The following is a 23480-nucleotide window of genomic DNA, read 5'->3' as shown; positions in this document are numbered from 1 at the left end:
TTAACGGATAAAGCCATTGTGCTGCGTTGGCATAAACTATTTAAAGGCACCTTGCTCAGTCAACGTTTTGTGCAAGGGGAGTCGTTAGATACGGCCGAATTGGCTGCGCTACAATGCCGAATCTTGATTTATCGGGAGCGCCTTAGCGATATCAGCTGGTTTATGCGGGTACTCAATGAAGGGATTGCCCGTCAAGCTAATCGTGAAGATGAATGCACCGGCAGATTCTGGGAGGGCCGATTTAAATCTCAAGCGCTTCTTGATGAAGCAGCCCTTGTTGCCTGCTTAGCCTATGTGGACTTAAACCCGATTCGAGCAAAGGCTGCTGAGTTACCCGAGCAATCCGATTATACGAGCGTGAAAGCCCGAATTGCATCAGCAAAGAAGGGTAAGCAACCCTCTACCTTAATGCGTTTTGTTGGACACCCTCGTAAGCCTATGCCGAAAGGCCTGCCTTTTGAGCTACGCAGTTACTTAGAGCTGGTTGAGTGGACGGGGCGCTGTATGCGAGAAGATAAACTAGGCCATATTGCATCTGACGCAACCCCCATACTTGAACGACTCGATATTAGCCCAGTAAATTGGCTGTCCCTGACCACCTCGTTCACCAAGGTTTTTCGCGGCGCGGTGGGGAAGGAGCAAGCACTAACAACCTACTGCCAGCATCAACACCGAAAACGACGTGTGGATTTAAGCAACAGCCAAGCACTGTTTATTTAAACTCAACTTCCTTTCCCTTTATCGCTCATTAAGCCTGAAGTATCCAATACGCACGTCCAAAATTCACGAAAATGATAATAACGAAAGGTAAATCGTCGAAAAACGTTCGAACTGGGCGATACTCGCTTTAAAATCCATGTCCCCTCATTCCGTTGCAAAAACTTAATCTTTCGATTGGGTGTCTTTGTTATTTTTTCCGTTGCCGAAACTCTATCTTTAAGATGGGTGTCTTTGTTATTTTATAGTCAAGAAAACGAACCAATGGGTCGTTTTTGTCTTGTTCACGCCTCTAAAACTTCGAGAAACTTAAGTTCTGGCAAACACTTCCTGAATCTGCTATCAATGGTCATAGGACAAAAACGAGACAGGTTGCGGTAGAAAAACGACCCAATCGCTCGATATTAAATTGTTAGGTCACCCAAGGAAGTTAAGTGAAAACTGTAAATGATACGGAATTTCAAGAAAAAGTATCTTTAAAGCAAGCCTATGAAATAATGGAAAAGTTTCTACTTCAGTTTCATGAGCGAGGTGAACTTTTAACTGGTGATTTAGTTAGCTTTATTGGTTTACTCGAAGACGGTTCCAGTGCTGACCCTGCACAGCTAAATGACTTTATTAAAGTTGCAAATGAAGTATTAAAGGTTACCTAACAAACCAAGTAAGCGGGACACTAACACGTAGGCTCCCGTCACTTCGTTCCGTATTTTAGCCTACGTGTTATTGCCCCTGCTTGGGGCGTTAGGTATTTATGATTATGGGTAGATTAAAAGGATATTTAGTTTATTTATTGATTCCTGCTTTTCCTTATTTACTAATGATTTATAGCCCAGAGACTATAGACCCGGTTTTTCAATATTTAAAACATGGTAAAGGAAGTAAGTACGTATTAGCAGGGATGGTATTTGTGTTTAATTGGAGTCTCTATTTCGGTATAGCCTTTGATGCCAGAAAGGAAAAAGTAAGCGAAAGAAATATTAGGTACACAAAGCTTTACCTAGCCTTGCTCGCAGCGGTATCAGCTTATTTTTTGATATTCTTAAATACTTTTACAGTGCAGAATATATTTCTAGCTAATACTGGCTTAATAGTTGTTTTCTATACTCTACTAATTTCGTTTGGTAAAAAAAATACCTAACAAGGCAATTATGGATGGGGTGTTACTACCGTCCAAAAATGACACAGAGCTGATCTTAAAAACAGCCCCCAGCACAGTTTAGGTATGAAACTGTATACCTCTTCGACATTGGCCATATAGAAAGCGGCACAGAACGTACCGCTTCGATTTTTACCTACCCTTTTAATGCCTTATCGCCTCGGCCTAAGCCGATGGCGCCGGAGCGCACCATTTCGATAATATCGGTTTCATGGCGCAGGGTATCGAGGAAGGACTCCAGCTTTTCCGTGCTCGCCGCCAGTTGCAATGAATAACTAATACGGCCCATATCCAGGATGGCGCCACCAAAAACATCCACAACCCGGGTCACCGCGGCGCGAGTTTTTTCGTCCTGGGCTATCACTTTGACCAAGAGCAGCTCGCGCTCGATATGGCTTTGCTCGGTTAAGTCTATCACTTTGAGCACGTCGACCAGCTTATTCACCTGCTTGAGGATTTGCTCCAGCACCCGATCGCCCCCCTGAGTGGTGATGGTGATGCGCGATAGCGAGGCATCGTCCGTGGTGCCTACCGCTAGACTGTCGATATTATAGGCGCGTTGGGAAAACAGGCCGACGATGCGTGACAAGGAGCCGGGTTCGTTTTCAAGTAAGATGGAAAGTATACGACGCATTATGCTTTTACTCCTTTTTTCAACCACATATCATCAACGGCACCGAGTTTAATCTGCATTGGGTAAACATGTTCAAGCTCATCGACGCGGACATCGAGAAACACCAGGCGATCAGTAATACTCATCATTTTTGCGATGGCGGCATCGAGTTCATCGGGGTGATCGACGCGAATGCCCACATGACCATAGCTTTCGGCGAGCTTGACGAAATCCGGTAAAGACTCCATGTAAGAAGAGGAATGGCGGCCGCTGTAGAGCATGTCTTGCCACTGTCTGACCATGCCTAAAGAGCGGTTGTTTAAGGAGACGATTTTCACCGCCAGGTTATATTGCAAACAGGTGGACAGCTCCTGGATGTTCATCTGAATCGAACCATCGCCGGTAATGCAGATTGATTCCTGGTCGCGAAACGCCAGCTTAACACCCATGGCTGCCGGTAAGCCGAAACCCATGGTGCCCAAACCGCCGGAATTAATCCATTGACGCGGCTTTTTAAAGGGGTAGTACTGGGCGGCAAACATCTGGTGCTGGCCCACATCCGAACTGATATAGGCATCGCCATTAGTGGCCTGATAGAGCTTTTCGATCACGGTTTGCGGTTTGATTTTTTCTTCACCCGGGCTGTAGCTCAAACATTTTTGCTCGCGCCAGCGATTGATTTGTCGCCACCAGTCTTCCTGGGCATGGCGGTCAATGCTTTGTCCCGACTTGGCAATGGCGCTCAAGAGCTGCGGCAACACCATGTCCAGGCTACCGACCACAGGAATATGGGCGCTGATGGTTTTGGAAATCGAAGTGGGGTCGACATCCACATGAACTATAGTGGCGTTGGGGCAAAACTTTTGCACATTATTGGTAACACGATCATCAAAACGGGCGCCCAGGGCCAAAATAACATCGGCATGGGCCATAGCCTTATTGGCCTCTAAGGTGCCGTGCATACCCAGCATGCCAATAAAGTTCGGGTGCTCACCGCTCAGCGCACCAAGCCCCATCAAGGTATTGGTGCAGGGGGCATTAAGGGTTTCCACCAGTTCGGTCAACTGTTCGCTGGTGTTGGAGAGGATCACCCCGCCACCTGAATAAATCACCAGTTTTTGTGCCGTTAGCAAGGCCTCGACCGCTTTTTTTATTTGTTTCGGGTGGCCTTTTTTACTTGGGTTATAGGTGCGGATGGCCACATCCTGGGGCATTTTAAAATCAAACTTGGCCGCCGGGTTAAGTACATCCTTGGGTAGCTCAACCACGACCGGGCCCGGGCGGCCGCTGCTGGCAATATAAAAGGCCTTGGCAAGCAGGGTGGGGATCTCCTCGGCGCGACGGCAGTTAAAGCTGTGTTTCACTATGGGGCGAGAGCAACCAACAATATCGGTTTCCTGGAAGGCATCATCGCCAATAAGGTGAGTGGGGACCTGGCCTGAGATCACCACCATGGGGATGGAGTCCATATAAGCGGTGGCTATACCGGTAACACAGTTGGTGGCACCTGGACCTGAGGTGGCCAGCACCACGCCCACCTTACCCGTGGCGCGGGCATAGCCATCGGCCATATGGGTGGCTGCCTGTTCATGGCGCACCAGGATATGTTCGATATCATTTTGTTCGAACAGTGCGTCGTAGAGATCCAGCACCGAGCCGCCGGGGTAACCAAAAATATAGTTAACGCCTAGCTCCTTTAGTGCTTCGACAACCAGCTCACCGCCGTTGTATTGTTGCTTACTCATCCTCATTCCTCAAAAAAAAACCCCCGCATAAGGGCGGGGGTTGTTTAGCCTAGACGTTGGCTCACGCCTACCCCGCAGTCTGGTTAAAGACCACCACGAGTAGAACCACGAGAACCAACATAAACGACATAGTATTACCTAGATATAAATTAAAGGTGACCTAGTTATTGTTAGTTTTTTGGGCAACTTATGTCAACCCTGATGAATGGGTTTTTGGATAAAATATTCTTATAGTGAATATCAATCTGCCTTTTAGGGTTATTTCTTGCTTTTTGTGCCTATTTTGGAACGAAAAAAAGCCAGCTGACGCTGGCTTAGATATTTTATGTTGAATGCCGGGTTATAGGCGTTCGATCACAGCCGCAGTGAAGTCTGTGGTGCCGTGTTCGCCACCTAGATCGCGCGTGGTGCGGTCACCTGATTTGATCACATCGGCCACAGCCGCACGAATGCGCTCTGCGGTCTCACCCATATCCAGGTATTCAAGCATTTGAATAGACGCTAGGATCACCGAGGTTGGGTTGGCCAGGTTTTTACCGGCGATATCCGGCGCACTGCCATGAACTGCTTCGAAAATAGCGGCATTTTCACCGATATTGGCACCTGGCGCCATACCCAGACCACCCACTAGACCGGCACACAGATCAGAGAGGATGTCGCCGAACAGGTTGGTTGTAACTATTACGTCGAACTCTTCCGGGTTCATAACCAGCTTCATACAGGCGGCATCAACGATCATCTCTGCCGACTCGATATCCGGGTAACGCTCCGCTACTTCGCGGGCAACCTTCAAAAACAGGCCGGAAGTCGATTTTAGAATGTTGGCCTTGTGTACCGCGGTCACCTTCTTACGGCCTTCGCGACGGGCAAGTTCATAAGCGAAAGTGACTATCTTCTCTGCACCTTCGCGGGTGATTTTTGACATGGCTTCCGCTTCGTTGCCATCGTCCGATACTACCTGGCCAAGACCCGAGTACATGCCCTGAGTATTTTCACGCACCGTGATGATGTCGATGTCTTCATAGCGTGCTTTGGTACCGGCAAATGATTTAACCGGACGCACATTGGCATACAGGTTAAATTGCTTACGCAGGGTGACGTTGATTGAGGTAAAGCCTTCGCCAACCGGAGTCGTCAATGGGCCTTTTAGGGTGATCTTGTTGCGTTCAATGGCTTCAAGCGTCTCTGGCGGTAATAGCTCACCGGTTTTTTCCAGTGCGGCCAGACCGGCATCAACAAATTCGTAGTCAAAGTCACAACCGGCGGCGTTTAGAATTTCCAGAGCTGAATCAATAATGCTGGGACCTATGCCATCGCCTTTGATGACAGTAATGGTTTGCTTAGCCATTTAACAATTTCCTTAAAACTGATAGATGAGTCCGACACCAATAGCATAGCCGCACAAAGCTGTTGTGGGTAATTAGAAAGCTGATGAGGGTGGCGGAAATTTACGTGAGAATTCAGGGCGATTTATAGCAGTTAAACCCCTAATTTTCCAGTATATGGCATTTAAATATATGTTATTTCCATTATAAATAAGATGAATTGTACTGGGGGTTTCAGCCGCTTTTCAGCTATTAAAAATAAGGGCTGAATCTAGTTATAGGGAAGAATGCGAACAAACAATTTTAGGTGCTCAGCTCGCCTTGGTCCTGCTTAGGATTGTAAGTCGACTTTGTCATAGGCCAGCTCGGCCTGTTGCCCCCAAACGAGCAGCTTTTTGTTTTTAAACAATAACCCGGTGCACTCGTCTTTGGTGGTAATGCCATCGGCTTTTACATGCTGGGTGCGATAAAACACTATCTGGTAGATATCCTCACCGCGGCGCTTTACAAAGGTAAGATCTGGGGTGCCCAAGGTGGCCAGCACTTCTTCGATATGCATAGGCGAGGTGGAGTCGAGCTTGGCAATAAAACGTTTGTTATAGGCCTCTCTGTCTTGCCACACCATGGAGCCGGGATCATCCTTATACAGGCTCATCACCAAGGTGGCTATTGCCGCATATACGCCGATACCGAGAATTATGTATTTTAAGACCTTAGTCCACATCAGTTTTTACCCTTAAAGCCGAACACCTTGGGCCAGTATACCTAGTTCATTTTGGCAATGCTAAATTTGCGATGTATGCAGCGTAATTTGTGGCGCATCCGCGCTTAGGCGTAATTGTTTTAAGGAGATACCCAAATCTATGTCTGTACGCAGTGACACCAGGGCCAAGGCGCGTACATAGTCTGGCAAATGCCGAGCTAAAAGCTGCTGAATCTTACCATCGGGCTCAGTGTTTAGGGCATCGGCGACGCTGGGATATTGGCTTAGCAGTGCCTGTGCCGACTTGGCGCCTATGCCGCTGACTCCGGGAATATCATTTGTTTTATCGCCCACCAGGGCGAAATACTGCCACAGGCGCGCGGCATCTATACCGTATTTTTGTTGCACCTCGGCGACGGTACGCTCGGCTTGGGTAAAGTAGTCGAACACCATAACCCCCTGCTCAATGAGTGGCAGGTAGCCCTTATCGGTGGAGACTATCACCACCTCGATACCTTGTTTATTGGCCTTGGCGGCCAAGGTGGCGAGGACATCGTCCGCCTCTTCGTTGATGGCGCGCACCACGGCTATTTTCTGGGCGTTAATGGCATTCATAAAGCGCGGCAGCTGTTTGCTCAGTGCCTCGGGCATGGGTTTACGAGAGGCCTTGTAAGCAGAGAAAAACTCATAGCGCCAACTGCTGTCGCCGTCAAAGGCGGCCAACGCATACTGGGGCTTGTGCTGGGCCTTAAGTTTGGCTAACGCTCGCTCCACACGGATAATGGCCTGCTCTATGGCTTGTTCACTATGGGCACCGTATTGGCTTTCACATACGGCGTATATGCGCCGAATGAGGTTCAGCGCATCGATCAGTAATAATTGCATTGTCAGGTTTGGGCCTAAGTCTGGATGGTGTAACAGGGTATATAGGCACTGCCGGGCAGCTTCATTCGACCCTGAGCCACAAAGGCGCTAAGCAGGGCATCCATTTTACCCATAAGCTCAGGGTCACCGCATAGCTCGAACACCCCATGCTGGCCTATGGCGCGAATGCCTTCGTCCTTAACGTTACCAGCTACTATGCCCGAGAAGGCGCGGCGAAGATTCGCTGCCAACTGCTGTTTGGGTTGGTTGAGGTGCAAGTTCAATGCCGCCATATTGTCATGGTTGGGCACAAAGGGTGCCTGAAACTCGGGGTCGATACGCAGCGTCCAATTGAAATAATAGGCATCGCCATGCTGGCGGCGGTAGTCGCGCACATCCTGCATGCTTTGTTTCACCGTGCGGGCGACAAGCGCAGGATCGTCGATGATCACCTCGAATTTGTCCAGCGCTTCCGGACCTAAGGTATCGCCGACAAAGGTAACGATTTCATCAAAATAGGCACGGCTTTCTGCGGGCCCGGTGAGGATCACCGGCAATTGTTGTTTGTCGTTCTCCGGATGCAGCAAGATACCGAGCAAATAAAGCAGTTCTTCGGCGGTACCGGCGCCTCCAGGGAAAATAATAATGGCGTGCGCCACGCGTACAAAGGCCTCAAGGCGCTTTTCGATATCAGGTAGGATCACCAGTTCATTGACGATAGGATTGGGCGGCTCGGCGGCGATAATGCTCGGTTCGGTCAACCCCAAGTAACGTGGGTTGGAGATCCTTTGTTTGGCATGGCCTATGGTGGCGCCCTTCATCGGCCCCTTCATGGCACCTGGGCCACAGCCGGTACAAATATTCAGGCCGCGCAGACCAAGCTGATAACCTACTTCCTTGGCGTAATGATATTCGACTTCATTAATGGAATGGCCGCCCCAGCACACTACCATGTTAGGGTCGGTGTTTACTTCCAGGGCGTTGGCATTGCGCAGCATATCAAAGACCATGTGCGTGATGGCTCTGGGATCGGCTTCGTGCATAGTGTGATGTCTTTGACAAATAAACAAAATATCACGGATAACAGAAAAAATATGTTCGTGAATACCGCGAATAATATCACCGTCGACAAACGCCGTCTGCGGTGGATTGGTTAGTTCTATTTTAATGCCGCGCTCGCGCACCACCAAACTGATATTAAAGTCTTTATAGCTGTCATAAATCTCGGCGCTGGAGTCGGTATGACTGCCCACGTTAAGCACCGCCAACGCGCAGTTGCGAAACAACCGATAGCGGTCGGTGGTTGATTGTTCCAGTAAATCTACTTCCAATTGCGAAAGTAAGTTGAGTACCCCAGTTGGGTTGAGCTGTATTTTCATAGCCTACTCCTTTACTTAAACTTGGCTATTTCTTGACCACTAAAGAATCGTGGCCGAAGGCTTTTCGGGCGGTGAGCTCGGAAATAATGGAACCGAGTTCCTGAAAACGGTCGTCGGGCTGCAACTGCTCACGAATACTGGCTAATGGATAATCCAGCTCGCAAGCGATTCCTTTGCAGATGAGCGATAACTTCGCGATAAATTGTGCAAGGGTGACGGCTTGTTCCTGCCGCGTCATTTCTATGCTCTGGTGTTCTGAAATAGCTGAATGTGACTTTCTTTTTATAGTCTCAAACTGTAGTGACACGCCCTGCAATCCTTTTTCGTTATTATATTTTCCAGTGTACAACATAATTATTGCAAATACTGATTATGTATCAGGTTTTTGTCGAAAATTTAGGGGTTAATGGCTTGGCTTTGGTTTGTGTAGGGGCAAAGTCTTCGGGTGAATAGGCAATAGTTTTCCGGCAGTTGAACGCAAAATTTTGTGGCGCGACCGGTGCTTTGTTAGGCTGCGCGCAAACTACCAAGACAACAGGTGTGCAGTGAAAAAAATCCTAGTTGCGGCGGCTATGCTGCTGGTTTCCTCGGTGGCAAAGGCCGCCACAAATTATCAAATTTCCATCGACCAGGGTGCTCATCACTTAGGTGATGTCAGTGTCAACTTTGCCAAAACCGGGCAAAGTCATATAGATGCCAAGTTCCCGGCCTGGCGCACCGGGCGTTACGACATCCTCAACTTAGCTAACGGCGTGCGTTACTTCAACGCCACCGACGCGCAGGGCCAAGCTCTGAAATGGCAAAAAATTGATAAAAGCACCTGGCGTATTTTCTTAAACGAGCCCACCGCCGTGACCTTGAGTTATCAGGTCTATGCCAATGAATTGGGTTTACGTGCCCGTCATATTGATGACACCCATGCCTTTATCGATGCCTCCGGCTTTTTTATGTACAGCGAGGCGACGCGCAATGAGCCTGTGACTGTACAGCTGGAAGTACCTAAGGGCTGGCGCTCGGTGTCGGGAATGAACAAGGGCAAGAACCAACATCAATTTGTTGCTCCAAATTACGATGTCTTAGTGGACTCACCCATAGAAACGGGTATCAATGAGCTGCACTCCTTCTCGGTCGATAACCGCGATTATGAGCTGGTTATTTGGGGCGAAGGCAACTACGACAGCGAACAGATGGTGGCCGACCTGAAAACCCTGGTACAAACCGGTCATGTGGTTTGGGATGACTACCCTTATGAGCGTTATGTGTTTATGGTACATGCCACCTCTGGCGCGCGTGGTGCCACCGAGCATCTTAACTCCACCATTATTCAGCGCCACCGTGATAAGTTTGCCAAGCGCGAAGACTATTTGGGCTTTATTGCCACCGCCGCGCATGAGTTTATTCACACCTGGAACGTTAAAGCCTATCGCCCCGAAGGCATGGTGCCCTATGACTATGTCGCGCCGAATTACACGCGTTTATTATGGCTGGCGGAAGGCTCCACTAGTTATTTGGAAGATCATCTTTTGCTACGCTCGGGCTTAATGACCAAGAAGGAATTCTTTAAGGACTTGGGTAAGCGTATTAACACCCACCTTAAGACGCCGGGACGTGAGGTGCAAAGTGCCGCCCATACCAGCTTTGATAAATGGATCAATCAAGGCGGTGATCATGGTCGCAACTACAGCACCAATATTTACTCGGAGGGCTCTTTGCTGTCTATGGCATTGGATTTAAAACTCCTGAGTGATTCAAACGGCCAGGTGAGCTACCGCGATGTACACCGTCAGCTCTATAACAGGCATAAATTGCCCAAGGGCTTTAATGAGCAAGACGTGATTGCCATCTTGAACGAGCTGAGCGGTCAGGATTACTCCTTATGGTGGGCCGAGAATGTGGAAGCGCCTATGAACTTGGACTTTGACGCCTTACTCACTAGCGTGGGCTTGGAGCGCGTGTATCCTGAAGATGCTAAACAGATTGCCTCGTTGGATGTAAATACCAGCACCGACAAGGGCTTGCTTAAGCTGGATCATGTGCGTCGTGGCGGCGCAAGTTGGCAGGCCGGATTGACAGCAGGCGACCTGATCGTTGCCATTGATGGTCGTCGCATCAGTACCGACCTGGCTACCACCTTAAGTGCGTATAGTGCGGGTGATAAGGTATCGGTGAGCTTTTTTCGTCGCGACCGTTTACAACAAGTGAACCTTATCCTTGGGCAGGATTATGATAAGGATGCCAAAGTACAGCCGGTAAAAGCACCTACACAGCAGCAACAGGCGCTATTCAAAGCCTGGATGGGCGTTGAATTAGGCGACTAATTACGCGGACACCCACCTTAAAAATTGTTTTAAAGTGGGTGTCTTGGTTATTTCACATGCAACTTTGTTGAGGTGTCGGCGTAGAGCACCGACACCTAGGGTTATTCCTTTAAAACGCACTTAGGCGGTGGTTGCAGAGATAGGGTAAGCTCTACGGCCCTGCTTTCTGAGCAGGGCAACCAAATGGCGTCGCGCCCTGTAAGCAGGCGTCCAATTGTGCAAGGCCAGCCACTGCTTTTGCAGCGGATAGGCCTTGGGCTTATTTCGTCCCTTACTGGCTATATCGCTGTCAAAATAGTTGTCCTGGGCTATGGGGTAGGGATGAAGGGCACCAACATAAACGCCGGTCTCCCAGGTATGCTGAATGTCCGTGTCCACCGGACGATAAATCTTATTTGCATGAGCCAACATCTGCTTTGCGCCGAAGCGACTGATCACATAGGCACAGCAGCCGCTTAACGGCTTATCATGGATCACTAATTTGTGTGTGTTATCCAGCTCGGTGCTGAACTTGTTGGTGCGCTCTCGCCCCTGATAATTACAAAGCTTGATGATGTCTACCGGGAACTTGTGATTTAACACCGACGCCAGGCTGGACTTAAGATCCCCGACCAGGGAAAAGTCATCTTCAAGCACCAAGGCATACTCGCTTTGGCTATCGAGCAGGGTTTGCCAACATTTTTTGTGGCTAAGGTAACAGCCGATTTCGCCATCGCTTAAAGGGCGGTAGAACTTGTTGCGATTGGCTTTGTCATCCACCACTTCACGCTTTTGCGCTGCAGATAGTTGGCGGCCATTCACCGCATCAATGCGTGCAAAGGTTAACCCTTGTGCGGTTAGTTGTTGCGTCGCCCGTTGCAGTCTATTGTCACTGCCTTTAAGGTTAATCACATAAATGGGGATCATCATGCTCTCCACCGATTGTCTTGGCGCCAGTATGGGATAGGAATAAGTCATAGCTGTGTATTCGAGATGACAGGGTGGTTACGTTAAAGGTCTGAGTGTCCATAGTGTTATGGGGGGGGAAGCAGGTCTAAAAGAAAAATGTGATCTGATTGAATAATAGACACGTAGAGATGGCTGTAGTGAATGTGAATCTCCCTTTATCAGACATGTATAAGGACTCAGACCATGAATTCTCTAGCCCGCTCTTTACACACCACCCTTATTGCCGCAGCGCTGAGCGCCACCCTGGCGTCGCCGGCTATGGCCGATACCCCCAAATGGGCCGATAAGTCGCCAGCCAGCATAGTTGAATTTGCCGTTGGCGCTTCTGGCAGCCCGTTTGACTTTGACGATAATGGCGGTGATTTCGATATCTTGGTTGCAGCGCTGATCGATACCAACACCATAGGAATTTTCGATGGCACCGACTTCACCGTATTTGCGCCAAACGACCAGGCATTTTACAACCTCACCAACACGGACAATGACGAGGATGCTTACAACGCCGTGGTAAATTTGTTGGGTGTTGAAGGGGTGGCCGGGGTGCTTGCCTATCATGTGACCGATGGGGTGCGTAATTCTCGCTCGGTAGTGAGAGCGAAACAGTTAACCATGCTCGATGGCAACACCATTATGTTCGACAGTGGCCTGATCATTGCCAATGGTTCTGAAGCCGGCCTAGTGAACATAGACAATCGCTTGGCAGACGGCATGGTGCACATCATTGACACCGTACTCATTCCTTAGTGATGGTAATCACTGTCCTCAGTTAAAGCGCTCCTTTTCTTAGGAGCGCTTTTTTTTGTGCTGTTCACCACCCACGTTTATTAGCGCCATGGCGCTTCCCGATGACGGCAGTTAAATGGGCGTTGCGCTGGATTTCACCTCGCTTGCCTGGGGGCGATAATGGTGTAAATAGCAGCCGCAGACATACACAACAATCGAGGTGGCTACCATTAATTCAAGCTGGGCCAAGGATATTACCCAGCCAATTTCTTTTGCTTGCCAGCCAGTGACTGTCATCCAATCCGCGACTTTAAACAGTGCGCTGGCACCTATCACCAGCGGAAAGGTAAAGGCAGCGTAACCTGGGCTAAAGGGCAGGCGAAGGAGCTTAAAAAATGCCAGATACACCACGGATGTCATCAGTACCGCCAGGGTGAGCAACACACCTATCACCAGCGGCGAAGGACCGTGAACCAAGGAAAGATAACCGGCCAGTGACAGACTCGCAGGCGCTGCCAGCACGGCCAAGGTGGGCTTGGCGGCATCGGCAACCTGTTCATTAAAGAGTAAGCGATAGAGCATAAGCGGCAGCATCAGGGCATACATGGCCATACCAAAAATCAGTAAAGCTTCTGCTAAAGGGCGCAGCGTGCCGCCGGGAAAGGTGACGTCAGCAACAATAATGCCGATGGGCGGGATAAACCAGCTTGGCACCATGTGATCCAGTTGAAAGTCGCTTAAACGGTGGTACACAAACAGTGCGAAGAACACGCAGTGCAACAGCACGGCCACTAGCCAGAGTCCTTGAGCGAGCGCAGGGGTGAGCGCGCCCAAGGCGTTCGATACCACCATGGTGGCCATAGTAAAGGTGGGCAACACGCTCCCTGTCACCGGATGACGCAAGTCTTCCCGCAAGGTAAGGGGATGAGTGAGAAACTTGGCCAGTACCAGCAGCAATAACGCCGTTGCGATTAAGGCCCCTGAGGCTTGCGCCAGGCCGTTCAAAGCGGCGGCGTTCTCCCAACACCAGCCCAATGAGGCTATCCCCAGGGCTAACCCTGATAAGGGAGTAGGTACCTTGGTTAACCTGGATTGTCGTTCACTTATGGTCATGCTTAGCCCTTTGAGTGTTTATTCCATCGGCGAGTCGCGCGATTTGGGCACTAGTGTAAGGGGAAATGTTGGTTTAATATATTTTAAAATATTTAGCATATCTTTAAGTAATACTTAACAGGGGGCGCATGAATATTGCGTTACGACAATTGCGGGTGTTTGTGGCCGTGGCTCAGGAACTCAGTATCACCAGCGCCGCCGAGAAGCTATGTTTATCTAAGCCGGCGGTCAGCATGGCGCTGAGTGAGCTTGAGAAGCAACTGGGACAGCAGCTTTTTGATCGTCACAATAACCGCTTACTGATCAATGAGCAGGGGCGTCGCTTATTGCCCCTTGCGGATGAATTGCTGGCGCGCAGTCAGGATATTGAGCATTTGTTTAGTCAGCAGGGCGCGATCACCGGCAAGTTAAACATCGGTGCCAGTGATACCCTAGGCAATCAGGTCGCGCCGTTTTTATTGCGAGATTTTCGTACCACCTCGGGTCATCTCGAGCAGACCTTGTATATCGCCAATACCGCGCAGATATGCCAGAAGTTGTGTGAGTTTGAGCTCGATATCGGCCTGGTAGAGGGCAGGGTTCATCATGGTGAGCTTCATAGTATTCCCTGGCTGGGCGATGAGATGGTGGTGGCCTGCCATCCGCAGCATCCGCTGGCGCAGTTGTCGGCGCCCACGCTAGCGGATCTGGAGCAGCAGCATTGGCTGTTACGTGAGCCCGGCTCAGGTACCCGGGAATACTTTCTAAATCACCTTGGCGCCCGATTAAGCAAGTGGCAACTGGCGTTTGAGCTCAATAGCACCTCGGCCATTATTAACAGCACCGCCGCCGGGCTCGGCATTACCTGTTTGTCACGCCGAGCCTTGAGCCAGGCTGAACAGTTAAAGCGGGTGAGCATATTGAACTTGCCAATCACACTTACACGGGATTATTGGCTGTTATACCATAAAGAAAAATATCAAAGCCCGTTACTTAAGCAGTTTATGCGCTTTTGTGAGAGTTGGTCCGCACAGTAAAAAACTCTTGAGTCGATAGCGAGCTAATTTGAGGCAAGCAAACGGGTGAAAATATAACAACAGGAAACACCATGGATTATTTGCAAATTAATAAGGCCGCTTGGGATAAAAGAACTCAGGTGCATATAGCGTCTGAATTTTACGGCGTTGAGGCTTTTAAAAATGGCCGCTGTTCCCTTAATCCCATTGAACGTGAACAGGTAGGTGATGTGACCGGTAAGTCCCTGCTTCACCTGCAATGTCACTTTGGTCAAGATACCTTGTCCTGGGCACGCCTAGGGGCAAAGGTGACCGGGGTCGATTTATCCTCGCAAGCCATCGCCCAGGCCAACGCCTTGAAACATGCCTTAGGGCTGGACGCTCAGTTTATCGAAGCGGATATCTATCGCTTTGGCCAGGAAAATACCCAGCAGTACGATCTGGTGTTTACCTCCTACGGCACCATTTGCTGGTTACCGGATTTAACCCTGTGGGCCCAGACCATAGCCGCAGCCTTGAAAGTAGGCGGGGAGTTTCACCTGGTAGAGTTTCATCCCATTAACGATGTGCTTAGCGGCTACGCCTATTTTCCAAGTGAGCAGCCCGATGTGGAGGAAGAAGGCACCTACACGGAAAATTGTGATGGCACCACCTCAACGACCGTGTGCTGGTCGCATTCGCTCAGCGAGGTGATGAGCGCCTTAATAGGTGCGGGCCTAAGCATCGAAGCCTTTAACGAATATCCCTACAGCCCCTACAATTGTTTTGAGGGGTTAGAGCCGGTGCCCGGTCGTGGTTATCAGAAGTTACATAACGGCCAGCAAGTGCCCTTGGTGTATGGGGTCAAGGCTCGTAAAATTGCGGAATAACGCTTATGGTCGCGACGCTCGCTGAAGTAGCAGTGTTTTAATGATGCTGCCAATACTAAGCAGAATAAAGGCAATAAGGCCGATATAGATGGGGCGATAGAAATCGATGGGTGTGTGCGTGGCAACTATGGTTTGGTAAATGGCCGTGCCTGCAGCAATGACTAATGCATGCTTGCCGTTATTGTAGATATCCTTTCTCATCCTGAAACACTTCCTTTGTTATTTCGATAAGCCGAAGACTGACTTCGGCTTTTTTCTGCTGTGCATTTAGGCGTTATTTCTTTACCTTGCCGATATCGTACGACGTCATCCAAGGGGTTTTGCGCGACAGCGACTTGCCGGTATGGATGGACACAGACGGAGTCTCGTCGTCTTTTACGAAGGTGGTGCGCAGTGAGTTTTCAGACTCTTTTTGTTGCTCATACCAGCCTTCGCCTAAGCATTGGCGAGTAAAATCCGATGCTTTTTGGTGGATTGCCAGGGCTCCGTCTTTATCCGCGTAGGTTTGCTGGCAGCTATAGGCATAGGTGCGCTCGTGCAGGGCGCTGATCTGGCAGCTGTCGCCCACCAGGTGATAACGGGCCTGCCAGCTGTCGATAAACTTGGACTGGGTGCGTGCCATTTTCAAACCATCAAACTGATTGTCATAGGCCGACATCAAGGCTTGGATTTTGTCGCAGGATGAAAGGTTATCGACATAGGTTTGTTGCTGTTTTTGCGCTGGGCTGGCGCAGCCGGCGAGGAGAATAACGGCCGCTAATGCTGGGTAAATTGCTTTCATGGCAAACAGGTCCTTATTTGTAGTAGCCTAAGCATACAAAATCTCTGGGCGGTGTGGCAATGTAAAACACCCAGAGAGTGAATAATTGCCCACCTAAACAGCTATTTACTTACAAGTGCGGCCTTTTTGGGGCGCTGACCCGGCTAATGCCGAGACTGCAACCGCGCTACCACATCTCCTAAGGATAAGCCTTGGCGCTGCAGCAACACAATTAAGTGATACAGGAGATCGGCGGCTTCATCGGTGAGCTCGTTATTGTCGTTTTTCATCGCCGCCAAGGCGACCTCAACCCCTTCTTCGCCTACCTTCTGGCAACTGCGGCTGAGCTCCTTGGCAAACAGTGATGCTGTGTAGCTCGTTTGTGGATCCGCATCCTTACGGTCGATGATGATTTGCTCCAGCTCGGCTAAAAAGCCCAAACTGGGCTTGGCATCGCCAAAGCAACTTTGGGTGCCGAGGTGACAGGTGGGGCCTTGTGGGTAGGCCATGATCAGAATCGAGTCCTGATCGCAATCGGTGTAGATTGCTTCAACTTCTAAAAAGTGACCGGAGCTTTCGCCCTTGGTCCACAGACGCTGTTTTGAACGGGAGTAAAAGGTGACTTTCTTTTGCTCCAGGGTGTGGGTGAGTGCCGCCTGATCCATAAACCCCTGCATGAGAATTTGCCCGGTAATAAAGTCCTGTACCAGGGCTGGGATCAAAGGGCACTTGGCAAAATTCACATCGCTTACATTGCTAATATCTATTCGCATAATCGAGTCGCTATCTTGTTATCGGCTAGGTGTTGTTTTAATTCGTTAATATTTATCAGGTTCTTATGAAATACGCTGGCGGCGAGGGCGCCATCGACCTGGGCCTTTTTAAATACCTCACTGAAGTCGCTGATTTTTCCGGCGCCACCGGAGGCGATTAAGGGCACGTGGCAGATATCCCGTACTTTAGCCAATTGTTCAATGTCGTATCCCTTGCGCACACCATCTTGGTTCATACAGTTTAGTACGATTTCACCGGCGCCGAGGGCCTGCACTTGCTCAACCCATTCCAGGGTATTGTAGCGGGTGCGAGACGAGCTGTTGGGATCGCCGGTAAGCTGATAGACCAGATACTCGCCACTGTGGGCATCGAAAAAGCTGTCGATGCCCACCACCACGCATTGTTTGCCAAATTCGTCGTGTAACTCGCGAATAAGCTCGGGACGGGCAATGGCCGGGCTATTGATACTGATTTTATCGGCACCGCTTTCAAGCACCCGCGCGGCATCGGCGACGGACTTGATGCCACCGGCAACGCAAAACGGAATATCGATATGACGAGCTATATGCTCGACCCAATTCACATCAAGCAGGCGTTTTTCCACGCTGGCGCTGATTTCATAAAACACCAGCTCATCGGCGCCCGCATCGCTGTAGGCCTTGGCCAACTCAAGAATATCGCCGACGATTTCATGGCCTTTAAACTGTACGCCCTTAACGACCTGACCGTCTTTCACATCCAAACAGGGGATTATGCGTTTTGATAACATGCTAGTGCCTCCTCAACCGTAAAGGCGCCATCAAGCAGGGATTTACCCAAGATCACCCCTTGGGTGCCAATTTCTTTTAAGCGACGAATATCCGCTAATGAGCTGACGCCACCGGAGGCCTGAATGCGCAGACTGGGGTTATGCGTCTGCAGTTGCTCGTACAAAGCAAAGGAAGGGCCGCTCATGGTGCCGTCTTTGCTGATGTCGGTGCATAAAAAGTCTTGCACCCCAATTTCGGTGTAAAAGTCGATAAGCTCAAACAAGGAGACATCACCACTTTCCAGCCAGCCATGGGTGGCGGGCATCCAGCCCTTTTCGGTGTTATTCACATCCAAGGCAATGACAAATTTCGGTGCACCGTATTGGTTTATCCAGCTTGCCACTTGCTCTTGGTTATTGACTGCTTTGGAGCCAATCACCACCTGAGCGGCGCCGGCCTCAAGCCACTGCTCGATATCCTGGCCGGTGCGAATACCGCCGCCGACCTGATAGCCGACGTTGAGCGCCTTGGTGGCTGCCTGAATTTGTCGCCATTGCTTTTTGCTTGGATCTCGCGCCCCTTCTAAATCAACCAAGTGCAACTTTTGTGCGCCTTGTTGCTGGTATTCCATTAGCCGTTCGGCCAAGTCAAAGGGATAGAACTGGGCGGTGTCGTATTTGCCCTGAAATAAACGCACGATTTGTTGTTGTAATACATCTAATGCTGGAATAATCATAATGCGTCCTCAAAGCTGCCAGTCAATAAAGTTTTGCAGTAAGCGCGCGCCCACTTTGGCGCTGCGCTCCGGGTGAAATTGCATCCCGGCGTAGTTGTCCTGGGCGACCATGGCCGAAAACGTTTGGCCGTATTCGCTGGTGGCCAGGGTTGCATGGTTACAGCCATGGGCGAAGCTGTGCACAAAGTACACCTGATCGTCATCCTTAACACCCTTGGTCAGTGGGTGCGTTTTGGTGATCTTTAGGGTATTCCAGCCCATGTGCGGGGCACTTAAATTCCCCACCTCAAGCTCGCCGACGGCGCCGGGAATGATGCCTAAACAGGGGGTGTCGCCCTCGGCCGTGTGCTCGCACTGCAACTGCATGCCCAAACAAATGCCCAGTAATGGCCTTTGGTATTCCTTAATGGCTTCTTGCCAGCCGCCGTTAATCAGGCGCGCCATGGCAACCTTGGCATGGCCCACTCCCGGTAATACAGCGCGTTCATAGCGGCTTAGTTGCTCGGCGTCGGTGATCACATCAACCTGAGTATGCAAACGCTCAAAAGCAAAGCGCACCGAATTGATATTGGCGCAGCCGGTGTTGATTATGGCTATCATAAAACCCCCTTGGAGCTGGCCATTTGTTGCGAGCTGTCTTTGCTGATGGCCATGCGCAGCGCCCTGGCGAAGGCCTTAAACAGGCCCTCAACCTGGTGGTGACAATTCCCAGGCGTGACACTTAAAATCAGCGACAGGGCGGCGTTATCGCTAAGGCTTTTAAAAAAGTGTTCCACCATTTGTACATCCATATCGCCGACTTTTTCACGGCTAAAATCGGCATTTAACACAAACGAAGCGCGACCGGATAAGTCGATTTGCGCTTCGGCCTTGCACTCGTCCATCGGCAGAGCAAAGCCATAGCGAGCAATTTGCGACTTGGTGCCAAGAGCCTGGCGCAGCGCCTGACCCAAGGCGATGCCCACATCTTCGACCAGGTGGTGCTCGTCTATGTGCAAATCGCCGCTGGCCTTAATATCCAGGTAAATATTGGCGTGGGTGCGGATCTGATCAAGCATATGGTCGAAAAAGCCCAGCCCAGTGCTGATTTCGCCACTTTTATTGGCATCCAGGTTCAGTGCCACGGCAATTTTCGTTTCCTTGGTGTCGCGGCTGACGGCGCCTTGGCGGTCGGCGGTAGTCAAGCGAGTGACTATTTGCGCCCAGTTATCCTGATACAAGATGCCCTGCATACAGAGGTTTTCGGCCAATTGAATATCGGTCTGACGGTCACCAATGACATAGGAGTTGGCGATATCCACCTTGCCTGAGCGCATTAAGTCGACCAGCAAACCGGTTTTTGGTTTACGGCATTGGCAGTTGTCGCAATCGAAGTGCGGGCAGATCAGCACGTCTTCAAAGTGAATGCCTTGGGAGGTAAATAGCTCCATCATTTTGTTGTGCGGCGCGTCGAAGTCCGCCTGCGGGAAACTGTCCGTGCCCAGGCCATCTTGGTTAGACACCATCACCAGGCGATAGCCGGCCGCTTGCAGGGCGAGCATCGCTGGGATAACACCGGGTAACAAGGCTAATTTCTCTAGGCTGTCGACTTGCTTATCGCTGATAGGCTCTTCAATCAGAGTGCCGTCGCGGTCAATAAATAAATAGGGGTTGCTCATATTAGTTCCTAAAAAGTGCCTTGTTATTAGTTTGCAGTGGAGTCGGTTAATGAATCCAGCCAGGCTTTGACCTCACCGAGCTCCTGCTCATTGCCGATGGAAATACGCAGCCAATCGTCCACTCCATAAAGGGTAAAGGGGCGCATGACCAGGCCCCGCTGATAGGCAATGGCAATGGCGTTTTTGTCTTTTAGCTGCAAGGTGACAAAGTTACCCTCACCTTTGAGCACCCGTGTGACCGCATCGCTTTGTTCCAGCCATTGTTGCAAGCGTGATTTAAGGGCATTTAAAGTGTCCACCTGACGGCGCATTGACGCTATGTTTGCGGTGCTCAGCGCTTGTGCGGCGATGTCGGCCACCACGGTGGAAACCGGGTAGGGCGCTAAGACCTTGCGCAGTGGTGCCAAGACCTGGGTGTTGGCCAGGGTAAAACCTGTGCGCAGACCCGCCAGAGCAAAAGCTTTGGACAGGGTGCGTAGCACCACCACATTGGCGTAGTCAGCCAGTAAAGAAACCGCACTTTGCTCAGGGCAAAACTCGATATAGGCTTCATCAACCACCACTAGAGCGCTGCTTGTTAGGCGCGTGGCAATGGCGGCGATTTTATCTTGGCCTACCAAGGCGCCGGTGGGGTTATTGGGGTTACAGATAAACACCAGCTTGGCATCGCCAACCTGGGTGCAAATCTCATCCACCTCGCCTTGGAGCAATAAGTCCTGGCTCAGGGTATTGAGCGCGACATTATGGGTGTCGGCGGTGACCTTATACATACCATAGGTGGGCGCAAAAATGGCGATGCTGTCCTTTGCGCTCTGGCAGAAGGTGCGTACCAGCAGCTCTATGCCTTCATCGGCGCCTCGGGTCATCACCACCTGCTCTGGCGCTAAGCCCACATAGTCAGCGTAGGCCTGGATCACCTGCTGCGGCTGCGGATCCGGGTAGCGGTTGAGAGCCTGACCACTGAGTTGATATTCGCGGTTATAAGGGCTTTCGTTGGCATTGAGCCAGGTTGAGCCGCTGAGCTTTTCACTCTTTGCCGAGCTGTAGGCACTGAGGTCGGCAATATTTTTCGGTAATAGGCCTTGTGGCAACGTCAGGGTATCGCTTTGTTTTACGTCGGTGCTCACTGTTTTTCTCCTAAACGGATGCGAACGGCATTGGCGTGAGCGTCGAGCCCTTCTGCTGCAGCCATGGGAATAATTGCTTTTGCCAAATCGGCCAAACCGCTTTTGGTGACGGTTTGCACCGTATAGGTGCGATAAAAATCCAGCAGGCTCAGGCTTGAATACACCTTTGAGTAGCCGTATGTAGGCAAGACGTGATTGGTGCCAGAGGCATAATCACCGGCCGATTCAGGGGTGTAATCGCCGACAAAAATCGAGCCGACATTCTTTATCTTAGGCAAGACCTCGGCGCTTTCGCCAAGTTGCAGAATCAGGTGCTCGGGCCCGTATAAATTGGAGACTTCCACGGCCTGGGCAATGCTTTGCACCTTGAACAGTGCTGAGTTTTCAAGGGCTGCCTTGGCAATCTGGGCGCGTGGCAGGGTTTTTAATTGCTCTGCCAGTGCCTTTTCTGTCGCTGCGATCACCTCGGCGCTGTCGCTAAGGAGAATAACCTGAGAGTCTGGGCCGTGCTCCGCCTGAGATAGCAGATCCGCAGCAATAAATTCGCCATTGGCGCGTGCATCGGCGATGACTAACAATTCCGAAGGTCCGGCGGGCATATCTATGGCTAACCCGGGCACCTGCTGGGCGCACAATTGCTTGGCCATGGTCACATAGGCATTGCCCGGGCCGAAAATCTTATTCACCTGGGGCACGGTCTCCGTGCCGTAGGCCAGGGCGGCAATGGCCGGTGCGCCACCGATTTGAAGCACCAGCTTAATGCCGCAGAGGCTTGCCGCGTAGAGGATGGCCGGGGCAATAGCAGCATCGCCCTTGACCGGGGTGGCCAGCACCACAGTCTGCGCGCCGCTAATTTGCGCCAGCACACCTTGCATCAATACCGAGGAAGGCAATGGCGCACTGCCGCCTGGCACGTATATGCCGACGGCGTCGATGGCCTGGTAGCGCAACTCCAGGCCACTCCGGGCTGGGTGCTTAGGCTGATGTTCTTTGGCACCTGGGCCAAGTGAAAACGGCGAATATTATTGTACGCCTGTTTTATCGCATCCTTTAGTTCGGGATCGAGCGCTTGCTCGGCGTCGGCAAAATCAAGGTCGCTGCAAAGCAGCGGTGCATCGGTTGCACGGCCATCAAAGCGGTTGGCATAGCCGCGAAGTGCGCTGTCGCCATCGCTTTGTACGCGCTTGAGTATTTCCTCGCACACGGGGCGTACGTCATCGGCGGCGCTCACCGCCGGGCGCTGTAGCATCACTTTTTGTGCTGCTGGGCTAAGGGTATTCCAGTCAATCACGGGCCGTTACTCCATCATTTTTTCTATGGGCATAACCAGGATGGAATTGGCGCCGAGGGCTTTTAGCGATTCCATGGTTTCCCAAAACAGAGTCTCGCTGCTGACCATGTGCAGGGCCACGTACTCTTCGCTGCCGGCCAAAGCCAGTAGGGTAGGTTGACCCGTGCCGGGTAACAGGGCGCACACCTCATCAAGCCTGGCTTTAGGGGCGTGCATCATGATGTATTTGCTTTCTTTGGCTTGTTTTACACCGCGAAGGCGAGGCATGAGTTTGTCGATTAGTGCCAGCTTGTCTGCATCCGCTAGGTTTTCGTTTTGGATCAAGCAGGCGTTGGACTCTAAAATGGTGTCGCCCTGCATCAGGCCATTGGCCTCCAAGGTGGCGCCGGTCGAGACCAGATCGCAAATGGCATCGGCCAGACCTGCACGTGGGGCGACTTCAACCGAGCCGGTTAACATCACCACGCTGGCATCTATGTTTTCGCGCTCCAGGTATTTGCTTAGGATCTCGGGGTAGGTGGTGGCAATGCGTTTGCCGGTAAACCAGGATTTATCCTGTTTACCAAGCTCCTGTGGCCAGGCCAGCGCCAGACGACAGTAACCAAAGTCGAGCTTGGCAAGCTTTTTCACCGAGCCTTTGTTGCCACCGCGGGCACGCTCGGCCTGGGCTTCTTCGAGTACGTTTTCGCCGACAATCCCCAAGTCGCAAACGCCATCCATGACTAAACCCGGAATATCGTCATCCCGTACTCTTAGTACATCTATGGGCATATTGGTAGCGTGGGCGATAAGGCGTTGTTCGCGCAGATTTAATTTGATGCCCAATTGTTTAAGCAGTTCTTGGCAGTCTTTAGATAAGCGCCCTGATTTTTGGATTGCGATACGTAAACGGTTGGTGTTGCTCATAATTCATTTCC

At 50.8% G+C, this 23480-nt stretch carries 25 protein-coding genes and 1 pseudogene; 7 read left to right on the top strand and 19 right to left on the bottom strand.

The genetic code is table 11. The annotated features are described in order from the left end of the window. The 3 genes from C2M34_RS10305 to C2M34_RS10295 all read left to right on the top strand — a co-directional run. Positions 1–720: transposase (locus C2M34_RS10305; protein WP_234398797.1), on the top strand; the 720-nt coding region annotated here is incomplete at its 5' end. A gap of 431 nt (positions 721–1151) precedes the next feature. Beyond that, positions 1152–1370, top strand: coding sequence for a hypothetical protein (locus tag C2M34_RS10300; RefSeq protein ID WP_105258712.1), 219 nt, complete (start codon positions 1152–1154; stop codon positions 1368–1370). Positions 1371–1474: 104 nt separating this feature from the next. Next, a complete protein-coding gene (locus C2M34_RS10295; protein WP_158681423.1) occupies positions 1475–1855 on the top strand; it encodes a hypothetical protein in 381 nt (126 codons plus the stop codon). Between the two features lie 154 nt (positions 1856–2009). Here the strand turns inward: C2M34_RS10295 and ilvN are convergent, their stop codons facing one another. The 7 genes from ilvN to C2M34_RS10260 all read right to left on the bottom strand — a co-directional run bounded on the left by ilvN (position 2010) and on the right by C2M34_RS10260 (position 8854). Then, positions 2010–2507 carry an acetolactate synthase small subunit gene (ilvN, locus tag C2M34_RS10290; protein ID WP_105201410.1) on the bottom strand — a complete coding sequence of 166 codons (498 nt, stop codon included), beginning with the start codon at positions 2505–2507 and terminating at the stop codon, positions 2010–2012. Beyond that, a complete protein-coding gene (locus tag C2M34_RS10285) occupies positions 2507–4231 on the bottom strand; it encodes an acetolactate synthase 3 large subunit (RefSeq protein WP_105201409.1) in 1725 nt (574 codons plus the stop codon). Before C2M34_RS10285 ends, ilvN begins: the two co-directional genes overlap by 1 nt. Positions 4232–4571: 340 nt before the next feature. After that, positions 4572–5579, bottom strand: coding sequence for an isocitrate dehydrogenase (locus C2M34_RS10280; protein WP_105201408.1), 1008 nt, complete (start codon positions 5577–5579; stop codon positions 4572–4574). Positions 5580–5887: 308 nt separating this feature from the next. Beyond that, on the bottom strand, positions 5888–6280 hold the full coding sequence (locus C2M34_RS10275) for a DUF3192 domain-containing protein (RefSeq protein ID WP_105201407.1): 393 nt from the start codon (positions 6278–6280) through the stop codon (positions 5888–5890). Positions 6281–6340: 60 nt separating this feature from the next. Further along, complete coding sequence (locus tag C2M34_RS10270) at positions 6341–7144, bottom strand: 5'-3' exonuclease H3TH domain-containing protein (protein ID WP_234398796.1); 804 nt, start codon at positions 7142–7144, stop codon at positions 6341–6343. A gap of 14 nt (positions 7145–7158) precedes the next feature. Next, positions 7159–8502, bottom strand: coding sequence for a nucleotide 5'-monophosphate nucleosidase PpnN (gene ppnN / locus C2M34_RS10265; protein WP_105201405.1), 1344 nt, complete (start codon positions 8500–8502; stop codon positions 7159–7161). Between the two features lie 25 nt (positions 8503–8527). Beyond that, entirely contained in the window at positions 8528–8854 is a 327-nt protein-coding gene (locus C2M34_RS10260; RefSeq protein ID WP_105258709.1) for a hypothetical protein, read from the bottom strand. 193 nt (positions 8855–9047) lie between these two features. On the opposite strand from C2M34_RS10260, the gene C2M34_RS10255 reads away from it, so the two are divergent. Then, positions 9048–10820, top strand: a complete 1773-nt coding sequence (locus C2M34_RS10255; RefSeq protein ID WP_105258708.1) for a M61 family metallopeptidase — start codon at positions 9048–9050, stop codon at positions 10818–10820. Between the two features lie 120 nt (positions 10821–10940). Here the strand turns inward: C2M34_RS10255 and C2M34_RS10250 are convergent, their stop codons facing one another. Further along, positions 10941–11777 carry a glycosyltransferase family 25 protein gene (locus C2M34_RS10250; protein WP_105258707.1) on the bottom strand — a complete coding sequence of 279 codons (837 nt, stop codon included), beginning with the start codon at positions 11775–11777 and terminating at the stop codon, positions 10941–10943. Positions 11778–11951: 174 nt separating this feature from the next. Between C2M34_RS10250 and C2M34_RS10245 the strand changes: the two genes are divergently transcribed. Then, positions 11952–12512, top strand: coding sequence for a fasciclin domain-containing protein (locus tag C2M34_RS10245; protein ID WP_105201401.1), 561 nt, complete (start codon positions 11952–11954; stop codon positions 12510–12512). Between the two features lie 111 nt (positions 12513–12623). Here C2M34_RS10245 and C2M34_RS10240 read toward each other — a convergent pair whose 3' ends face one another. Beyond that, entirely contained in the window at positions 12624–13604 is a 981-nt protein-coding gene (locus tag C2M34_RS10240; RefSeq protein WP_105258706.1) for a TDT family transporter, read from the bottom strand. A 128-nt stretch (positions 13605–13732) separates the two neighbouring features. Between C2M34_RS10240 and C2M34_RS10235 the strand changes: the two genes are divergently transcribed. Further along, a complete protein-coding gene (locus tag C2M34_RS10235) occupies positions 13733–14620 on the top strand; it encodes a LysR substrate-binding domain-containing protein (RefSeq protein WP_105258705.1) in 888 nt (295 codons plus the stop codon). Between the two features lie 71 nt (positions 14621–14691). After that, positions 14692–15468, top strand: a complete 777-nt coding sequence (locus C2M34_RS10230; protein ID WP_105201398.1) for a class I SAM-dependent methyltransferase — start codon at positions 14692–14694, stop codon at positions 15466–15468. A 3-nt stretch (positions 15469–15471) separates the two neighbouring features. Here C2M34_RS10230 and C2M34_RS10225 read toward each other — a convergent pair whose 3' ends face one another. From C2M34_RS10225 to hisG, 10 genes and pseudogenes are all read right to left on the bottom strand, one after another. Continuing rightward, positions 15472–15669 (bottom strand): hypothetical protein, encoded by a 198-nt coding sequence (locus C2M34_RS10225; protein ID WP_105201397.1) that lies wholly within the window; start codon positions 15667–15669, stop codon positions 15472–15474. Between the two features lie 73 nt (positions 15670–15742). After that, positions 15743–16249, bottom strand: coding sequence for a hypothetical protein (locus C2M34_RS10220; RefSeq protein WP_105188961.1), 507 nt, complete (start codon positions 16247–16249; stop codon positions 15743–15745). A gap of 143 nt (positions 16250–16392) precedes the next feature. Next, the gene (gene hisIE, locus C2M34_RS10215; RefSeq protein ID WP_105258704.1) at positions 16393–17001 is read right to left on the bottom strand and encodes a bifunctional phosphoribosyl-AMP cyclohydrolase/phosphoribosyl-ATP diphosphatase HisIE; all 609 of its coding nucleotides are present in this window, start codon (positions 16999–17001) and stop codon (positions 16393–16395) included. After that, positions 16992–17771, bottom strand: coding sequence for an imidazole glycerol phosphate synthase subunit HisF (gene hisF, locus C2M34_RS10210; protein WP_105258703.1), 780 nt, complete (start codon positions 17769–17771; stop codon positions 16992–16994). The genes hisIE and hisF overlap by 10 nt, the downstream gene beginning before the upstream one ends. Continuing rightward, positions 17753–18487, bottom strand: a complete 735-nt coding sequence (locus C2M34_RS10205) for a 1-(5-phosphoribosyl)-5-[(5-phosphoribosylamino)methylideneamino] imidazole-4-carboxamide isomerase (protein WP_105258702.1) — start codon at positions 18485–18487, stop codon at positions 17753–17755. Before C2M34_RS10205 ends, hisF begins: the two co-directional genes overlap by 19 nt. Before the next feature lie 9 nt (positions 18488–18496). Continuing rightward, on the bottom strand, positions 18497–19087 hold the full coding sequence (gene hisH, locus C2M34_RS10200) for an imidazole glycerol phosphate synthase subunit HisH (RefSeq protein ID WP_105258701.1): 591 nt from the start codon (positions 19085–19087) through the stop codon (positions 18497–18499). Next, positions 19084–20145 carry a bifunctional histidinol-phosphatase/imidazoleglycerol-phosphate dehydratase HisB gene (gene hisB, locus C2M34_RS10195; protein WP_105258700.1) on the bottom strand — a complete coding sequence of 354 codons (1062 nt, stop codon included), beginning with the start codon at positions 20143–20145 and terminating at the stop codon, positions 19084–19086. Before hisB ends, hisH begins: the two co-directional genes overlap by 4 nt. A gap of 26 nt (positions 20146–20171) precedes the next feature. Further along, complete coding sequence (gene hisC, locus C2M34_RS10190) at positions 20172–21242, bottom strand: histidinol-phosphate transaminase (protein WP_105258871.1); 1071 nt, start codon at positions 21240–21242, stop codon at positions 20172–20174. 26 nt (positions 21243–21268) lie between these two features. Next, positions 21269–22563, bottom strand: a pseudogene (hisD, locus tag C2M34_RS10185) (histidinol dehydrogenase). Between the two features lie 6 nt (positions 22564–22569). Further along, complete coding sequence (gene hisG / locus C2M34_RS10180) at positions 22570–23469, bottom strand: ATP phosphoribosyltransferase (RefSeq protein ID WP_105258699.1); 900 nt, start codon at positions 23467–23469, stop codon at positions 22570–22572. Positions 23470–23480: the final 11 nt, after the last annotated feature.

Source organism: Pseudoalteromonas sp. T1lg88 (genome assembly GCF_002964765.1).
Taxonomy (GTDB): Bacteria; Pseudomonadota; Gammaproteobacteria; order Enterobacterales; family Alteromonadaceae; genus Pseudoalteromonas.
Note: the sequence above shows the minus strand (reverse complement) of the source record. Positions and strands in the feature narration are given on the sequence as shown.